Annotated in this window: 16 protein-coding genes; 8 read left to right on the forward strand and 8 right to left on the reverse strand. The window is 70.9% G+C overall.

Going from position 1 to position 16,020, the window contains the following annotated elements; all coding sequences use genetic code 11:
* Positions 1-6: 6 nt before the first annotated feature.
* The 5 genes from GQF42_RS34320 to GQF42_RS34340 all read left to right on the forward strand — a co-directional run bounded on the left by GQF42_RS34320 (position 7) and on the right by GQF42_RS34340 (position 6,711).
* Positions 7-1,572, forward strand: coding sequence for a PucR family transcriptional regulator (locus GQF42_RS34320; protein WP_158926460.1), 1,566 nt, complete (start codon positions 7-9; stop codon positions 1,570-1,572).
* 155 nt (positions 1,573-1,727) lie between these two features.
* Positions 1,728-2,570, forward strand: coding sequence for a nitrilase-related carbon-nitrogen hydrolase (locus GQF42_RS34325; protein WP_158926462.1), 843 nt, complete (start codon positions 1,728-1,730; stop codon positions 2,568-2,570).
* Positions 2,571-2,595: 25 nt separating this feature from the next.
* Entirely contained in the window at positions 2,596-3,999 is a 1,404-nt protein-coding gene (gene hydA, locus GQF42_RS34330) for a dihydropyrimidinase (protein ID WP_158926464.1), read from the forward strand.
* Positions 4,000-4,010: 11 nt separating this feature from the next.
* Positions 4,011-5,030: a TIGR03842 family LLM class F420-dependent oxidoreductase gene (locus GQF42_RS34335; RefSeq protein ID WP_158926466.1), complete on the forward strand. Its 1,020-nt coding sequence runs from the start codon at positions 4,011-4,013 to the stop codon at positions 5,028-5,030.
* A 154-nt stretch (positions 5,031-5,184) separates the two neighbouring features.
* On the forward strand, positions 5,185-6,711 hold the full coding sequence (locus GQF42_RS34340) for an NCS1 family nucleobase:cation symporter-1 (RefSeq protein ID WP_158926468.1): 1,527 nt from the start codon (positions 5,185-5,187) through the stop codon (positions 6,709-6,711).
* A 40-nt stretch (positions 6,712-6,751) separates the two neighbouring features.
* Here GQF42_RS34340 and GQF42_RS34345 read toward each other — a convergent pair whose 3' ends face one another.
* The 8 genes from GQF42_RS34345 to GQF42_RS34380 all read right to left on the reverse strand — a co-directional run bounded on the left by GQF42_RS34345 (position 6,752) and on the right by GQF42_RS34380 (position 12,420).
* Positions 6,752-7,426, reverse strand: a complete 675-nt coding sequence (locus tag GQF42_RS34345) for a hypothetical protein (RefSeq protein ID WP_158926470.1) — start codon at positions 7,424-7,426, stop codon at positions 6,752-6,754.
* Between the two features lie 129 nt (positions 7,427-7,555).
* Complete coding sequence (locus GQF42_RS34350; protein WP_158926472.1) at positions 7,556-8,077, reverse strand: hypothetical protein; 522 nt, start codon at positions 8,075-8,077, stop codon at positions 7,556-7,558.
* Entirely contained in the window at positions 8,074-8,610 is a 537-nt protein-coding gene (locus GQF42_RS34355) for a hypothetical protein (protein WP_158926474.1), read from the reverse strand. Before GQF42_RS34355 ends, GQF42_RS34350 begins: the two co-directional genes overlap by 4 nt.
* Positions 8,588-9,877 (reverse strand): WXG100 family type VII secretion target, encoded by a 1,290-nt coding sequence (locus GQF42_RS34360; RefSeq protein WP_158926476.1) that lies wholly within the window; start codon positions 9,875-9,877, stop codon positions 8,588-8,590. Before GQF42_RS34360 ends, GQF42_RS34355 begins: the two co-directional genes overlap by 23 nt.
* Entirely contained in the window at positions 9,877-10,179 is a 303-nt protein-coding gene (locus GQF42_RS34365) for a DUF6317 family protein (protein WP_158926478.1), read from the reverse strand. Before GQF42_RS34365 ends, GQF42_RS34360 begins: the two co-directional genes overlap by 1 nt.
* A complete protein-coding gene (locus GQF42_RS46215; RefSeq protein WP_233273554.1) occupies positions 10,176-10,682 on the reverse strand; it encodes an SAV_915 family protein in 507 nt (168 codons plus the stop codon). Before GQF42_RS46215 ends, GQF42_RS34365 begins: the two co-directional genes overlap by 4 nt.
* 308 nt (positions 10,683-10,990) lie before the next feature.
* Positions 10,991-12,055 carry a lipoate--protein ligase family protein gene (locus tag GQF42_RS34375; protein ID WP_158926480.1) on the reverse strand — a complete coding sequence of 355 codons (1,065 nt, stop codon included), beginning with the start codon at positions 12,053-12,055 and terminating at the stop codon, positions 10,991-10,993.
* Between the two features lie 53 nt (positions 12,056-12,108).
* Positions 12,109-12,420, reverse strand: coding sequence for a hypothetical protein (locus GQF42_RS34380; protein WP_158926482.1), 312 nt, complete (start codon positions 12,418-12,420; stop codon positions 12,109-12,111).
* A 407-nt stretch (positions 12,421-12,827) separates the two neighbouring features.
* Here GQF42_RS34380 and GQF42_RS34385 point away from each other — a divergent pair, with 407 nt between their 5' ends.
* From GQF42_RS34385 to GQF42_RS34395, 3 genes are all read left to right on the forward strand, one after another.
* Entirely contained in the window at positions 12,828-13,022 is a 195-nt protein-coding gene (locus GQF42_RS34385; protein WP_158926484.1) for a hypothetical protein, read from the forward strand.
* Positions 13,023-13,216: 194 nt separating this feature from the next.
* Positions 13,217-15,034, forward strand: a complete 1,818-nt coding sequence (locus GQF42_RS34390; protein WP_158926486.1) for a gamma-glutamyltransferase family protein — start codon at positions 13,217-13,219, stop codon at positions 15,032-15,034.
* Between the two features lie 138 nt (positions 15,035-15,172).
* Complete coding sequence (locus GQF42_RS34395) at positions 15,173-16,009, forward strand: inositol monophosphatase family protein (RefSeq protein WP_375994370.1); 837 nt, start codon at positions 15,173-15,175, stop codon at positions 16,007-16,009.
* The last annotated feature ends 11 nt before the right edge of the window (positions 16,010-16,020 follow it).

The raw sequence follows: 16,020 nt of genomic DNA on the forward strand, positions 1-16,020 counted from the left end.
ACGGCCATGACCACCACCTCGCAGACCCGGTACGCCTGGGAACCCGCCCTCTCCGTGCGCCAGGTGCTGACCCTGGAGCGGGTCCTCGCCGGGGAGCCCGAGGTGGTGGCCGGGGCCGGGCAGCTGGACCGGCCGGTGCGGTGGGTGCACGTCGCCGAGGCCGCCGATGTCGGAGTGATGCTCAGCGGCGGCGAGATGGTGCTCACCACCGGCGTGCTGCTCGCCGGTGACGAGACCAAGCAGGCCGAGTACGTCCGCTCGTTGCACCGGGCCGAGGCCGCCGCCGTGGTGCTCGGCCTCGGCCGGGCCTTTCCCACGCCGCCCGAGGTGATGCGGCGGGCCGCCGAGCGGTGCGACCTGCCCATGGTGGTCCTGCACCGGCCCTTCCCGTTCGCCGAGCTGACCGAGGAGGTCCAGTCCCGGCTGGTGCGGCGGAAGTTCGCCGCCGTCAGCCTGTCGGAGACCGTCCGCACCGCGCTCACCACGCTGATCACCGCCGGCGCGCCGCTCGGCCGGCTGCTCGACGAGGTCGCCCGGCACAGCGGCTGCCCGGTCGTCGTCACCAACCTCGCCCATCGCGTCCTCGCCACGGCGGGCGAGCGGTCCGCGGTGGACGACGTACTGCGCGACTGGGAGCGGATCGCCCGGCAGGCGGGCGGCGCCGCCGCGGACGGCTGGATCAGCGCCGAACTGGGCGGCCGCGGGGAGCGCTGGGGGCGGCTGCTGCTGTGCGGCTACCGGGGAGAGACGGCCGCCGGGCGGCTGCTCGCCGACCGGGCCGCCGAGGCGCTGGTCCTGCACCGCATGCTCGGTGACGGCTCCGCGCAGACCTGGGAGGAGCAGTCCGCGCAGAGCCTGCTGACCGACCTGGTCTCCGGGGTCGTACCGGCCCGGCAGCTGCTGCCCAGGGCCCGCGCGGCCGGGCTTCCGGTCAACCGGCGCACCTTCGTGCCGCTCGTCGTGCTGGGCCGCGGCCCCGGGCAACTCGACCGTGTGCTGCGCCTGCTGGGGCTGTCCGGGCTCGTCGCCGAACTCGCCGGCGGGGCGGCGGCCGTGCTGCTCAGCCTCGCCCGGGACCAGGACGCCGCGGCCCTCACCGGCCACTTCGCCACCCGCCTCGGCGCCGGGCCGCGGGCCGTGGTCGCCGCCGCGGACCCCCGTACCGACTGGGACGAGGTGCCCGCCGGACTGCGCGAGGCCCGGCATGTCGCCGACGCCGTCACCGGTTCCCGCGCCGCCCTCGACCTGCCGGCCGTCGTCCGGCTCAAGGACGTGCACCTGCGTGGACTGGTGCGGCTGCTGCGCGACGACCCGCACGTGCAGTCCTTCGCCGAGCGGGAGCTGGACGGACTGCTGTGCGCGGCCGAACCGGAACTGCTGAACGTCCTGCGGACCTATCTGGCCACCGGCCGCAACAAGTCCCGCACCGCCCAGCTCCACCATGTCTCCCGGCCCGCCCTCTACCGCCGCCTGGAGGCGATACAGGCCCGCCTCGGAGTCGACCTGGACGACTTCGAACAGGCGGCCTCCGTCCACATCGCGCTGCTCGCGCACGATGCGCAACAACGGTGAAACACACTACGACCTGGGAAAACGGCGGTGAAACATGCGGCAGGCGACACGTGACACGGTGGCACGCGGGACGGCCGCAGACGTGACACGCTGCCCGTCGAACGGCCCGCTGCGGCTTTCTAGGCTCACCGGACACCGAGCTACCGGAGGTCCCGATGAGCCGAGTGATCCGTGCCGCCCTGTTCCAGACCGCGTGGACCGGCGACAAGGAATCCATGATCCAGGTACACGAGCAGGCGGCCCGCGACGCGGCCGCGCAGGGCGCCCAAGTCCTCTGCTTCCAGGAGCTGTTCTACGGCCCCTACTTCTGCCAGGTCCAGGACAAGGCCTTCTACGAGTACGCCGAACGGATCCCCGAGGGCCCGACCGTGCAGCGCTTCCAGAGCCTGGCACGCGAACTGGGCATCGTCCTGGTGCTGCCCATGTACGAGGAGGAGCAGCCCGGCGTGCTGTACAACACGGCCGCCGTGATCGACGCGGACGGCACCTACCTCGGCAAGTACCGCAAGACCCACATTCCCCAGGTCCAGGGATTCTGGGAGAAGTTCTACTTCCGCCCCGGCAACAGCGGCTGGCCCGTCTTCGACACGGCCGCGGGCAGGATCGGCGTCTACATCTGCTACGACCGCCACTTCCCCGAGGGCTGGCGGGCCCTCGGCCTGGCCGGTGCCGAGATCGTCTTCAACCCCTCGGCCACCTCGCGCGGCCTGTCCCACTACCTGTGGCAGCTGGAGCAGCCTGCGGCGGCCGCCGCCAACGAGTACTTCGTCGGCGCGATCAACCGGGTCGGCGTGGAGGACCTCGGCGACAACGACTTCTACGGCACGACGTACTTCGTGGACCCCGAGGCCCGGTTCGTCGGCGAGGTCGCGAGCGACAAGGAGAGCGAACTCGTCGTCCGCGACCTGGACCTGGCCAAACTCCGCGAGGTCCGCGACCGCTGGCAGTTCTACCGCGACCGGGCACCGGGGGCGTACACGCCGCTGACCGCACCCTGACCGCACTCTTGACCGAGGGAGCAGCATGAGCAGCCGTACCGTCGTCCGCGGGGGTCTCGTGATCACCGCGTCGGACGAGATCCACGCCGACGTCCTGATCGAGGACGGCCGCATCGCCGCCCTCGCCGCCTCCGGCACCCCCGCGGCCGGGGCGTTCACCGCCGAGCGGGTTATCGACGCCACCGGGAAGTACGTCATCCCGGGCGGCGTCGACGGCCACACCCACATGGAGATGCCGTTCGGCGGCACCACCGCCGCCGACACCTTCGAGACCGGCACCCGGGCCGCCGCCTGGGGCGGTACGACCACGATCGTGGACTTCGCCATCCAGAGCGTGGGCCACACCCTGCGCGAGGGCCTGGACGCCTGGCACGCCAAGGCCGAGGGCAACTGCGCGATCGACTACGGCTTCCACATGATCGTCTCCGATGTGCACGACGAGACGCTCAAGGAGATGGACCTGCTGGTGGAGGAGGGGGTGACCTCCTTCAAGCAGTTCATGGCGTATCCGGGCGTCTTCTACTCCGACGACGGGCAGATCCTGCGCGCCATGCAGCGGGCCGCCGACAACGGCGGACTGATCATGATGCACGCCGAGAACGGCATCGCCATCGACGTCCTGGTCGAGCAGGCGCTCGCCCGGGGCGAGACCGACCCGCGCTACCACGGCGAGGTCCGCAAGGCCCTGCTGGAGGCCGAGGCCACCCACCGCGCCATCAGGCTCGCCCAGGTCGCCGGGGCGCCGCTGTACGTCGTGCACGTCTCGGCGCAGGAGGCGGTCGCCGAGCTGACCCGCGCCCGCGACGAGGGGCTGCCGGTCTTCGGCGAGACCTGCCCGCAGTATCTGTTCCTGTCCACGGACAACCTCGCCGAACCGGACTTCGAGGGCGCCAAGTACGTGTGCAGCACGCCGCTCAGGCCGAAGGAGCACCAGGCGGGGCTGTGGAAGGGGCTGCGGACCAACGATCTCCAGGTCGTCTCCACCGACCACTGCCCCTTCTGCTTCGTGGGCCAGAAGGAGCTGGGCCGCGGCGACTTCTCCAAGATCCCCAACGGCCTGCCGGGCGTGGAGAACCGCATGGACCTGCTCCACCAGGCCGTCGTGGAGGGCCGCATCTCCCGCCGCCGCTGGATCGAGATCGCCTGCGCCACCCCGGCCCGCATGTTCGGTCTGTACCCGAAGAAGGGCACCATCGCCCCCGGCGCCGACGCCGACGTCGTCATCTACGACCCGCACGCCGAACAGGTCATCTCGGCGGCCACCCACCACATGAACGTCGACTACTCGGCCTACGAGGGCAAAAGGACCACCGGCCGGGTCGAGACCGTGCTCTCGCGCGGCGTTCCCGTCATTACCGAGCGGGAGTACACCGGACACGCCGGACACGGCGTCTACACCCCGCGCTCCACCTGTCAGTACCTCAACTAGGAGTGGCGCCCATGGACTTCGGGCTTGTCCTGCAGACCGATCCCCCCGCCTCCCACGTCGTCAGCCTGATGAAACGGGCCGAGCGCAACGGCTTCCGGTACGGCTGGACGTTCGACTCCGCCGTGCTGTGGCAGGAGCCGTTCGTCATCTACAGCCAGATCCTGGCCAACACCCAGAAGCTGACGGTCGGTCCGATGGTCACCAACCCCGGCACCCGCACCTGGGAGGTCACCGCCTCCACCTTCGCCACCCTCAACGACATGTTCGGCAACCGCACCGTGTGCGGCATCGGCCGCGGCGACTCCGCGATGCGCGTCGCCGGCCGCAAACCCAACACCCTCGCCCGTATAAGCGAGGCGATCAAGGTCATCCGCGCCCTCGCCCGGGGCGAGGAGGCAGACCTCGGCGGTACGAAGCTGCGCTTCCCCTGGATCAAGGAGGGCGCCGAACTCCCCGTCTGGATGGCCGCGTACGGCCCCAAGGCGCTCAAGATGACCGGCGAGGAGGCCGACGGGTTCATCCTCCAGCTGTCCGACCTCTACCTGACCGAGTACATGGTCAAGGCGGTGAAGGACGCGGCCGTCGCCGCCGGACGCGACCCGTCCCAGGTGACGATCTGCGTGGCCGCCCCCGCCTACGTCACCGCCGACGACTCGCCTGCCGCCCTCGCCCACGCCCGCGAGCAGTGCCGCTGGTTCGGCGGCATGGTCGGCAACCACGTCGCCGACCTCGTCGCCAAGTACGGCGAGCACTCCGCGCAGGTCCCCGACGCTCTCACCGACTACATCAGGGCGCGGGAGGGCTACGACTACGCCCACCACGGCCGCAGCGGCAACCCGGACACCGAGTTCGTGCCCGACGAGATCGTGGACCGGTTCTGTGTGATCGGCCCCGTGGAGAAGCACATCGAGAAGCTGAACGCGCTCCGCGCCCTGGGAGTCGACCAGTTCGCCGTGTACGACATGCACGACGCGCAGGAGGCCGTCATCGACGCCTACGGCCAGAAGGTGATCCCCGCGGTCAACTCCTGAGTCCCAGGGCCGTTCGGGGCCCGTACCCGGCCCCGTCCCTCACCCCTTTCCGAGCCCCCCACGCACGTCTTGGTCTCCCCTCCCCGCCGTCCCGGGGAGGGGGCTGGTGCCCGCACGGCCACTTCCGATCCGTCTCGTTCCGATTGGCCAGCCCATGACCGACATCGCTCCCGCAGCCATACCCCCGTCCGGCCAGGTCACCCTCCCCGACGGGCGCGTGGAACTCGCTCCCGGCACCCCACCGCCCAGCGGCCCCTACGCCAACGCCGACCTGCTCCCGGTCCCCGCGGCCGGGCGCACCTGGACCACGTACAACTTCTCCGCGCTCTGGGTCGGCATGGCCCACAACACCGCCTCCTGGACGCTCGCCTCCGGGCTGATCGCCGTCGGGATGGACTGGAAGCAGGCGGTGTTCACCATCGCCCTCGCCAACCTGATCGTCCTCGTCCCGATGCTGCTCACCGGGCACGCGGGCCCCAAGTACGGCATCCCCTTCCCGGTCTTCGCCCGCGCCTCCTTCGGTGTGCGCGGCGCCAACCTGCCAGCCGTCGTACGGGCGTTGGTGGCGTGCGGCTGGTTCGGCATCCAGACCTGGATCGGCGGCGAGGCCATCTACTTCCTCGCCGGCAAGCTGATCGGCGACAGCTGGTCGAAGTCCGGGCACATCGGCGGCTACGCCTGGACCATGTGGCTGTCGTTCGCGGTCTTCTGGCTCCTCCAGGTCGCCATCATCCTGCGGGGCATGGAGACCATCCGTCGATTCGAGAACTGGGCGGCCCCCTTCGTGATCGTGGGCGCGCTGGTCATGCTGGGGTGGATGAGCAGCAAGGCCGGCGGCGTCGGACCGTTGTTCGGCCAGCCGTCCAGGCTCGGCTGGGGCGGCGACTTCTGGAAGCTGTTCTGGCCCTCCCTGATGGGCATGATCGGCTTCTGGTCCACGCTGTCGCTGAACATCCCCGACTTCACCCGCTACGGAAAGAGCCAGAAGGCCCAGACCCGCGGCCAGGCGCTCGGCCTGCCGACCACGATGACCCTGTTCGCCTTCCTCTCCGTACTGGTGACGTCCGGCTCGCAGGCGGTCTACGGCACCCCCGTATGGGACCCGGTCCAACTGGCCGCGAAGACGGACAACGCGGTCGGCCTGCTCTACGCCCTGGTCACCGTGCTGGTCGCGACCCTGTCGGTGAACATCGCGGCCAACCTGGTCTCCCCGGCCTTCGACTTCTCCAACGTGGCGCCCCGGAAGGTCAGTTTCCGCACCGGCGCCCTGATCACGGCCGTCCTCGCCGTACTGATCCGCCCCTGGAAGCTCTACTCCGACCCGCAGGGCTACATCTTCACCTGGCTGGGGCTGGTCGGCGGTCTGCTCGGCACGGTCGCGGGCATCCTCGTGGCCGACTACTGGCTGTTGCGCCGCACCCGTCTGGACCTCGCCGACCTGTACCGTGCGGGCGGCCGGTACTGGTACGCGGGCGGCTGGAACTGGCGGGCGGTTCTCGCCTTCCTCGCGGGCGGAGTCCTCGCGATCGGCGGCGCCAGCCTCAAGCCCCTGACCGACGGCCGCCCCATCCCGGCCCTCGCCTCCCTCGCGGACTACGGCTGGGCGGTGGGCCTCGGCACGTCCCTGGTGCTGTACCTGGCGCTCACGCTGTTGACCGGCCGCCGGGTGAGCACGGTGTGACGGAGCCGGGGGCGGTCACCGCGGAGCCGGGCCGGGGCAGTCAGCCGGACTGTGACTGCCCGCCCCCGAGCGCGCCGACCGCGGCGCGCGCCGCCTTGATGGCCCCCGTGTTGATCTCGTCCGTTCCCGGCGCCTTCTTCGTGTCGAAGTCGCTGCCGTTGTAGGTGATCACGACGAGGGCGTTGGAGATGCGGACCATCACCACGCCCTCGCGGGTCTGCTGCTTGTCCTGCGTGCTGAGGTCCACGACCGAGTAGGCGCTGTCCCCGAGCCCCGGCACCGCGCCGCCGCCGCTCTTCTCGGCGACCCGCTGCTGGTACTCCTGCTTCGCCTCCTGCTCCGACCCGCTGATCTCGAACGACACGTCCAGCCAGCGGTAGGAGTAGCCCTTGAGGGCGTTCCAGGAGCAGGTGCGGCGCACCTTGGTGTCCGTCGAAGGGATCTCCTTGCCCGTCGTGTTCGCTCCCGGCACCAGGGAGGTGACGGTGGCCGCGGGCACGCTCGTACAGGGCGACGGCGCGTCGGAGTACGACTTCGACGCGGCGGTGGACGACGGCTCGGAGGACGACTGGGTGGGGGACTTCTGGGCCGTCTGGTGACCGTCGGCGGCGGGGGGCGTGGCGGGCCCGGACGTCAGCGCCCAGCCGGCGCAGGCGAGAACCGCGACCGGCGTCAGACGGGCGGTGAGGGCGAGCGGCAGAGGAAGAGAACGCACGGCGCACTTCTCGTGGGGGAGGGGGTGCGGAAGGGGTCCGCATGGTGGACGGGGACGTCAGTGTCACACGAGTGTCTGTGGGGCGGAAGAGAAAACTCGCTGTGTGCCGGGGTGGCTACGCCAGCGTGTTCACGACGTACCGCTCTGCCCGTTTTGCACCTCCAGCCAGCGGCGGGCACCGACCTCGCTGGGGTACTCGCGGACGGTGAGCCAGGCCAGCATCCAGCCGACGAAGTACGCCGCGAACACCGGCAGGGCAGGCGCGGCGAGCAGCACCAGGCCGCGGCCGAGGGCGATCCGGCCGGGGACCCGTCTGTTGTGGTCCTGCTTGGCCAGCCGGGTCTGCTGCGGAGTGGGCGGGTCGAGGAGGGCCTTGTGGTGGTCCCGCCGCTGCTTGACCCAGCCCCCGACGAGCGCCCCGCACGCGGCGACCGCCAGCACCCCGTACCACAACCGACGCACGGAGTACGGCCACTCGCTGCTGAAGCCCGAGCAGAGGGCGAGCGAGAACCAGCTGGTCATGGCCATGATGAGGAGCATGGCGACGGTCGTGCGGGCCCGCGAGAGCCAGTAGCGCACGCCACGCTCGTACCACGTCCTGCCCAGCTTGGGCAGGGACGGGATGTCGGCTGCGGTACGGGTCGGTGTCATCGTGCGGCGCGGTGCTCCTCGAGCCAGCGGCGGGCGCCGACCTCGCTGGGGTACTCGCGGACGGTGGTGTAGGCGACCAGCCAGCCGACGATCCACGCGGCGCACGCCGGCATGACGGGAGCGGCAAGGACCACGAGCGCGCGACCCACGGCGATCAGGCCCGGAACGCGCCTGTTGTGATCGCGCTTGGCCTGGAGGGTCTGTCCGGGCGCGGGGGGATCGAGCAGTGCCTCGCGGTGGCTCCGGCGCTGTGCGATCCAGCCCCACACGAGGGCCACGACGGACGCCACCACCTGCACGCCGTCCCACGGGATACGCAGGGAGGACGGCAGCACGTCGAGGAACCCCGCGTACAGCCCCAGCGCGAAGACGCAGAACATGGCCAGCAGGAAGACCATGCTGAAGGCCGTACCGCTGCGGCGCAGCCAGTACGACGCGCCGCGCTCGTACCAGGTCCTGCCCAGCTTCGGCAGGGCAGGGATGGGGACCGAGAACCCGGGCGCCGGGGCCTCAGAAGATGCTTGTGACGCCATGCCAGACATCCTTCGCCAGTCGCTTGCCGTCGTGATAAACCCCTGTGGCGACATGCCCGGCGCCTACGGCCACCCCGCCCACCACACCATGATCGTGGATGTCCTCGCTCCAGTGCTCGTGCAGGGAGTGGTCGATGACGCTGGTCGAGATGAGCGCCGCTCCCACACCCACCGCCGCCACCGCGGCGGCGGGCGCCGCGGCCGGCATGACGGCGCTCGCGATGACCGCGCCCGCGACCAGGCCACCGACGTTGGCACCCTCGTCGGTGGCGACGGAGCGCTGCCAGGACCAGCCCCTGTCGTGGTCGCCCTTCGCCTCGATCAGACCACAGGCGCCGGCCGCGGCGACGTCCAGGACGGGCAGTTCCTTGAGGACGTCCGGTACCGCCTCCAGCCCCTTGCCCAGGCGCAGCGCGTCCGCGGCGTCGGCCAGCTTGACGTTCAGGGCCCGGTCGTACGGCAGTTTGGTGCTGCCGTTGTCGGCGCGGGCGATGTCCTCCTCCAGCGAGTCGACCTTGGTGAGCGCGTCCCGGTAGGCGCTCTTGGCGGGCAGGTCGTCGGGCATCCTGCGGCCCTGCTGCTGGAACGTCTTGCGTTCGGCGCGAAGCTGCTTCTTGGCGGCCTCCGCATCGGCCTTGGCCGCGTCGAGCTGCTCGCGTGCCTTGTTGCCCCCGGCCCGCGCGTCCTCGGCGTCATAGGCGTACAGGCCGCGCAACGCGTCGTACAGGGTGACCTTGTCCCCCGCGGACACCGAGTTGTCCTTCGCCGTCGCGTTGTCGTACAGCTTCTGCAGGTCCTTCGCCGCCACCAGCCGCGCGTGCTGCGCCGTGTGCAGGATCTCGTTGCGCGCCTTGGTGTACTCGCTCTTCGCGGAGATGACCTTCTGGTCGTCCGCGCTCGGCGGATTCGCCGTGACCATGTCCAGCGGCGCGCCCTGCAGGTCCGTGGGCACCCCCTTGCCGGCCGCGGTGTGCTGCGCGTTCTTGAGGGACGCGTCGCACGTGGACAGTGCGTTGGCCAGTGTCTCGAGGATGCCGCCCGCCGCGTACACCAACTCGGCGAAACCGGCGGCGGCCACCGCGTCCTCGCTCCACTTGCCGCGGAAGGCCTCGGCCGCGTCGCCCTTCCAGCTCGCGTCGTCCACCAGCTTGTCCACGGCGTGGCTGAGCGGCTTGACGATGCCGTCCAGCTTGTCCTTCGCGTTCTTGTACGTCTCGGCCATCGTGCGCAGTCCGCCGATGTCACCGCCGACCCAGCTGTCGCTCATCAGCCCTCGTCCGGCACCAGGTCTTCGAACACGCCGTGGACGTCCACGTCGTGTCGATGGAAGGAGTCGCGCGCGTACCCGGCCTTGTCCCCGTGGTCGTCCATCCGGTCCGCGAGTGCGAGATGCAGGCCGATGATGAGGTGGGAGATCTCCTTGATGGCCGAGTCGAGCCCCGGATCGCCGCCGCTCACCACGGGCGGCGCCACGTCGTTGTGCAGCTTGCGGTAGTCGCCGGCCTCGGTGTGGAAGGTCTTCGTCAAGGTGTCCAGGTCGCTGTACACGACCTTGAAGTCGGCCGTCATCGGCGCACCTCCTGCGCGAAGGCGGCCAGGTCCTCCGGCTGCCAGGTGGGTTGGGCGGGTGCCGCGCACGGGTCCAGCAGAACGGTGACGTCCTGCTCGCGCACGCCCTCGGCCAGCGGGCCCAGCGAGGTGGCCACCCATGGCTGCGCCTCGCCGAGCGCCTCGACCAGCTTCTCCGGTGTGGTGAAGGCGAGGGCCACGGTGCCGTGGGAGGGATGGTCGAAGAGTTCGAAGACCACGAAGACCAGGCGTGTGGGACGGCCGTCCGCGCCCGTGCCGGCGACGGACCTCGGATGCGCCGGTACGAACACCGGCGTGTGGTGGGCGGGCACGCCCGGTTTGGGGCCGGGCCGGTCGTCCGTGGCCGATCGGGGCGGCGGGGCCGCGTCCAGCAGATCCAGCAGCGCCGAACGGCGCGGCTCGGGAGCCTGCTGTGCGGTGTCGTGTCCCGGCTGATCCGGTTCCAGAAAATCGTGCAGCCGTGAACGTATAGGCGCCCCCACCGCCTTCACCTCTTCCCCGTGGTTGTGCGTGGCCGTTGGGCTCGACCACGTTAGCCAGCGGTCAACAGTGCAAATCCGGCTATGTCGGGGTGGCGGATCCGACGTACACGGAACTCATACGACCGTTTGGTCCGGGGGAGAGCAGCCCTTGACCTGTTCCTGAACCGGGGATTCCGGCCGGTCCGTCGGCTACGGCACACTCGCCGCCCGGCGACTCGGTCATGCGGGTCGATGACCGCCTCGCGCGCCGGCCCGGCCGCCGTCCGCCCACGACCCGCTGCTGCGCGGCGCCCGGCAGGGCGCGGCGTTCACGGCACGCGCGCGGTCCACTCCTCGGTGGCGTACTTCGTCCGCACCAGTTCCTCGGCGCGGGCCAGGTCTTCGGCCGTGACTTCGCCGGCGGTCAGCCCGTAGCGGTTGCGGAAGGAGGTGATCATGTTCTCGATGACCTGCTCCCGCGCGAGGCCCGTCTGCCGGCGGAGCGGGTCGACGCGCTTCCCGGCGCTCCTGGTCCCCTTGTCGGACATCTTCTCCCGCCCGATCCGGAGCACTTCGAGCATCTTGTCGGCGTCGATGTCGTAGGACATCGTCACGTGATGCAGGACGGCTCCGGGGCCGCCGTCAGGGCCGACCATGCGCTTCTGGGCGGCACCGGCGATCTTGCCGGCCTCGGTGGCGATGTCGTTCAGGGGCTGGTACCAGGCCCTGATGCCCATGTCACCGAGTGCGCCCAGCACCCAGTCGTCGAGGTAGGCGTAGCTGTCTGCGAAGGAGAGCCCCGAGACCAGGGACTCCGGCACGGACAGCGAGTACGTGATCGTACTCATGGGCTCCACGAACATGGCCCCACCACCGGAAACACGGCGAACCACGGTGATCCCGTGCTTCGCGGCCCCTTCGGGGTCCACCTCGTTGCGCAGGGACTGGAAGCTGCCGATCACCACGGAGGGCGAGGCCCACTCCCATACCCGAAGAGTCGGGGCTCGCCGCCCGGCTGCCACCTCGGTGGTGATCACCTCGTCCAGCGCCATGTGCAGGGCCGGTGCCTGCGGCCCCATGCGCACCAGCTGCCACTCGTAGTCGCTCCACTCGGTCGCCCGGGCCAGAGCGCGCCGGACGGCGATGCCGACACCCTCCGCTGTCAGGCCGAGCATCACGGTCGACTCCGGCAGTGCCGCGGTGATCCGGGCGGCCAGCCCTGCGGCGTCCGTCGATGAGGATGAACCCTCAAGGGCTGTGTCGATCGAGAGGATCGCTTCGTCCGGCTCCAGGAAGAAGTCCCCGGCGACTCGTACGTTGCGCAGGACACCTTCCTCGACGTCCAGATCCACGACGACCAGCTTGCCGCCGGGCACCTTGTACTCCCCATGCACGGCTTCGTTTCCTTCCGGCGCGCTGATTCGAACCCCGCCCGGTCCGACGTCGTCTACTGCTTTCTCACCTTGCAGTAATTACCCTCATCAGGGTCCCCGATGTGTCTCCACAGCACAAGCGTCTCCCCTTCCTTGCTTGCACCCAGCCCGATATGGACCTTGTCGAATACGAACTGCACGCCCATTCCATGGCCCCAGTCGCCCGACTGCGCTATGGCCCACGTGCCGTTCGCAGAACCTGGAGCAGCATCCGGCCCAAAGCCGCAGGAATTCTGCGCGGCGAAGGTTCCATTGCTGCGCAGAACCAGTTTCCCGCCCTCCGCGGCTTTCCACTGGCCGGTCAGCTGCGAGGAGTTGACGCTCACAGCCGCAGGTTGATCATCAGGGTGGTAAAGAAAAGCTGAGACAAGACCGATCAGGAGGACAGCGGGAAGGAGGCAGACGAGCCACAGAACTTTCCGTGCACCCCTTCCGGACCGGGAACCTGCCGCAGGCTTTTCCACTGACTCACCCTTCCTTCGACTGTCGCTTACCCGGTAAGGTTCCGCGCTCATTCGAGATGCCCTCGCACCCGGCGAAACCATACCTTCCTCATCAATTTCAGAGATCAGCGGCGCAGGTGGCCGCCGCGTTCCCCGGACGGTGAACACGCCCGTACGGTCACCTGGGAGGCGCTGTACACCACGTCGAACCGATGACGCACGCGGTTATCGGGCGTTCATCGACTCGTGGTTCCGTGGTGCAGCAGTCGGAGCGGGACGGAGGACGGGCCGTGAGCAACACCCTCACCCGCGCCTGGACCCCCGCAGCCCCCATGTCCGTCCCCCGCTGGGAAAGCGCCTTCACCCCCCTCCGCGACGGCCGCGTCCTCGCGGCGGGCGGCTCGGTCCGCAACGGCGTGGCAGCCCAGCGGCTGGGCGACGACGTCCTCACCGCGACCGCGGAGATCTTCACACCGGGGTTCTGACCGCGCCCTGCCGGCCCCCGATCCGTCCTGCGCACCGAGTCTGTCGCCGGCGGGGCCCTGGTCGGCAACGCGTGCTCGTCTGCACAGCCGCACGCTTTCAAGCGGGTTCGCCATGGCAGTGCCCGGGAAGATCCCACGGACCCGTTCTGATGCGGGGACAGCCCGACCGGCGCACGCAAACTCCGAGGTGAGAGATGCAGTTCACGACTCGACCCACCCTTCAGGGCACCTTCGGCATGGTGTCCTCCACGCACTGGCTGGCCTCCCAGTCGGCGATGGCGGTCCTGGAGGACGGCGGCAACGCCTTCGACGCCGCCGTGGCCGGGGCGTTCGTGCTGCATGTGGTGGAGCCGCACCTGAACGGACCGGCCGGAGAGGTGCCGATCCTGCTCGCCCCGGCGGGCGGCGACGTGCGCGTGCTGTGCGGACAGGGTGTGGCCCCGGCCGGCGCCACCGTGGCGCACTACCGGGGGCTGGGCCTGGATCTCGTGCCCGGCACAGGGCCGCTCGCCGCCGCCGTGCCCGGCGCCTTCGACGCCTGGCTGCTGCTCCTGCGCGACCACGGCACGAAGAGTCTCGACGACGTCCTGAAGTACGCCGTCGGATACGCCGAACACGGGCACGCGCCCGTGGAGAAGCTCGGCGCGACCGTGGAGACCGTACGGGAGCTGTTCGAGACGGAGTGGACGTCGTCGGCCGAGGTGTATCTGCCGGACGGCAGGGCCCCACGGACCGGTCGGCTCTTCCGCAACCCCGCCCTCGCCGCCACCTGGAGGCGGCTGCTGGCCGAGACCGCCGGCGCGGGCGACCGGGAGGCGCGGATCGACGCCGCGCGCGCGGTGTGGCGCTCCGGCTTCATCGCCGAGGCCCTGCTGCGCCAGTCCCGGCGGCCCACCCTGGACACCAGCGGTGCACGGCACACCGGCACGCTCGCCGAGTCCGACCTCGAGGGCTGGTCGGCGGGTTACGAGCCCCCGGCGTCGTACGACTGGAACGGCTGGACGGTGTGCAAGGCCGGCCCCTGGAGTCAGGGCCCCGTCCTCCTGCAGCAACTCGCCCTGCTTCCCGCTGAGTTGCCTGCCTACGGCTCCGCCGACTACGTCCACCTGCTCGTCGAGAACTGCAAGCTCGCCATGGCCGACCGCGAGGCCTGGTACGGGGACGCCGCCGAGGTGCCGGTGGCCGAGCTGCTCTCGGACGGCTACAACGCGGACCGGCGCGGCCTGGTCGGCGTCAAGGCCGGCCACGAGCTGCGGCCGGGCAGCCCAGGCAAACGCGCTCCCCGGCTGCCCGCGCAGGCGTACGCGCGCGTGGAGACCGGCAGGCGGGGCTTCGACCCGATGGGCGCGGGCGAGCCGACCGTCGCCGAGTTCCCCGGCGAGCCGCACATCGCCGCCGACGGCACCACCCGCGGCGACACCTGCCACCTGGACGTCGTCGACCGCTGGGGCAACATGATCGCGGCCACGCCCAGCGGCGGCTGGCTGCAGTCCAACCCGGTCGTACCCGAGCTGGGCTTCCCGCTCGGCACACGCCTGCAGATGGCCTGGCTGGAGGAGGGGCTGCCCAACTCCCTCACCCCGGGCCGTCGTCCCCGCACCACCCTCACCCCGTCCCTCGCGCTGCGCGAGGGGGTGCCGGTCCTGGCCTTCGGTACGCCCGGCGGGGACCAGCAGGACCAGTGGCAGCTGCACTTCTTCCTGGCCGCCGTGCTGCGTGCCCCCGTCCGCGGCGGCCTCGACCTCCAGGGCGCCATCGACGCACCGAACTGGCACAACGACAGTTTCCCCAGCTCCTTCTATCCTCGCGGCCGGCGCCCCGGCAGCGTGACCGTGGAGTCGCGCATGGACCCCGAGGTCATCGAGGAACTGCGGGGGCGCGGCCACGACGTCACCGTCGGCCCCGCCTGGTCCGAGGGCCGGCTGTGCGCGGTCGCCCGGGATCCGCGGACCGGTGTGCTGTCGGCGGCGGCGAACCCGCGCGGGATGCAGGGCTACGCGGTCGGCCGCTGACGGCGCGCGGTACGGCCCGCCGCGGCCCGGGCGAGGGCCGGGGGCGACCCCCGTTCTTCATCCCGATTCCACCCGCTGTGCACCGGGCGGGCGGGGATTGTCAGTGGGGCGTGTTCTCATGGGGGCATGTTCGAAAAGATGACGGAAACCATCGACGAGTTTCTCACCCGCAGCTCGGCCGACGTGGAAGACGCGCTGCGCACGGCTGCCGCGGCCGAGATCCTGCCCCGCTTCCGCTGCCTCGCCGAGGACGACGTGGACCAGAAGAGCGGGCCGCACGACCTGGTGACGGACGCCGACCGGCTCGCCGAGAAGCGGCTCACCGAGGCGCTCGGCGCCATGTTGCCCGGCTCGGTCGTGGTCGGCGAGGAAGCGGTGCACGCCAACCCGGCCACCTACGGCGCGCTCCAGGGCGACGCACCGGTCTGGATCGTCGACCCGGTCGACGGCACCCGCCAGTTCGTCCACGGCGACGACGGGTTCTGCACCCTGGTCGCGCTCGCCCACCGCGGCGTCGTCATCGCCTCGTGGACCTATGCGGCGGCACGCGGGCAGCTGGCCACCGCGGTCCGCGGCCGGGGCGCCTTCCTCGACGGCGAGCCGCTGTTCGCGGGCCCGCCCGCACCGGGCCGGGACCTCGTCGTCGCCACCTCCCACCCGGACTACACCACCGACGAGCAGAAGCACTCGCTGCGCGTCCTGTGGACCGACGGGATCGCACCGCGCCCGTGCGGCTCGGCGGGCCTGGAGTATCTCGCCGTGGCCAGGGGCGAGTTGGATGCCGTGGCGTTCTCCTGGGAGGCCGCCTGGGATCACGCGGCCGGGCTGCTCCTGGTCGAGGAGGCGGGCGGCACCCACCTCACCCGGGCCGGCGAGCCCTTCCGCGTCACCGGTGGCAACGCCCTGCCGTTCACCGCGGCCCGCGACGCCGCGACCGCGGCCCGGGTGGCCGCGCTGCTGCGCACGGCGCCCTGAATCCGGCGAGC

Source organism: Streptomyces broussonetiae, assembly GCF_009796285.1.
Lineage (GTDB): Bacteria > Actinomycetota > Actinomycetes > Streptomycetales > Streptomycetaceae > Streptomyces > Streptomyces broussonetiae.

What these genes read in the sequence shown, in the direction of transcription:
- GQF42_RS34395 (WP_375994370.1), top strand. Translation starts at nt 15,173, where the DNA reads ATGACGGAAACCATCGACGAGTTTCTCACCCGCAGCTCGGCCGACGTG.
- GQF42_RS34320 (WP_158926460.1), top strand. Translation starts at nt 7, where the DNA reads ATGACCACCACCTCGCAGACCCGGTACGCCTGGGAACCCGCCCTCTCC.
- GQF42_RS34340 (WP_158926468.1), top strand. Translation starts at nt 5,185, where the DNA reads ATGACCGACATCGCTCCCGCAGCCATACCCCCGTCCGGCCAGGTCACC.
- hydA (WP_158926464.1), top strand. Translation starts at nt 2,596, where the DNA reads ATGAGCAGCCGTACCGTCGTCCGCGGGGGTCTCGTGATCACCGCGTCG.
- GQF42_RS34325 (WP_158926462.1), top strand. Translation starts at nt 1,728, where the DNA reads ATGAGCCGAGTGATCCGTGCCGCCCTGTTCCAGACCGCGTGGACCGGC.
- GQF42_RS34390 (WP_158926486.1), top strand. Translation starts at nt 13,217, where the DNA reads ATGCAGTTCACGACTCGACCCACCCTTCAGGGCACCTTCGGCATGGTG.
- GQF42_RS34335 (WP_158926466.1), top strand. Translation starts at nt 4,011, where the DNA reads ATGGACTTCGGGCTTGTCCTGCAGACCGATCCCCCCGCCTCCCACGTC.
- GQF42_RS34355 (WP_158926474.1), bottom strand. Translation starts at nt 8,610, where the DNA reads ATGGCGTCACAAGCATCTTCTGAGGCCCCGGCGCCCGGGTTCTCGGTC.
- GQF42_RS34365 (WP_158926478.1), bottom strand. Translation starts at nt 10,179, where the DNA reads ATGACGGCCGACTTCAAGGTCGTGTACAGCGACCTGGACACCTTGACG.
- GQF42_RS34350 (WP_158926472.1), bottom strand. Translation starts at nt 8,077, where the DNA reads ATGACACCGACCCGTACCGCAGCCGACATCCCGTCCCTGCCCAAGCTG.
- GQF42_RS34360 (WP_158926476.1), bottom strand. Translation starts at nt 9,877, where the DNA reads ATGAGCGACAGCTGGGTCGGCGGTGACATCGGCGGACTGCGCACGATG.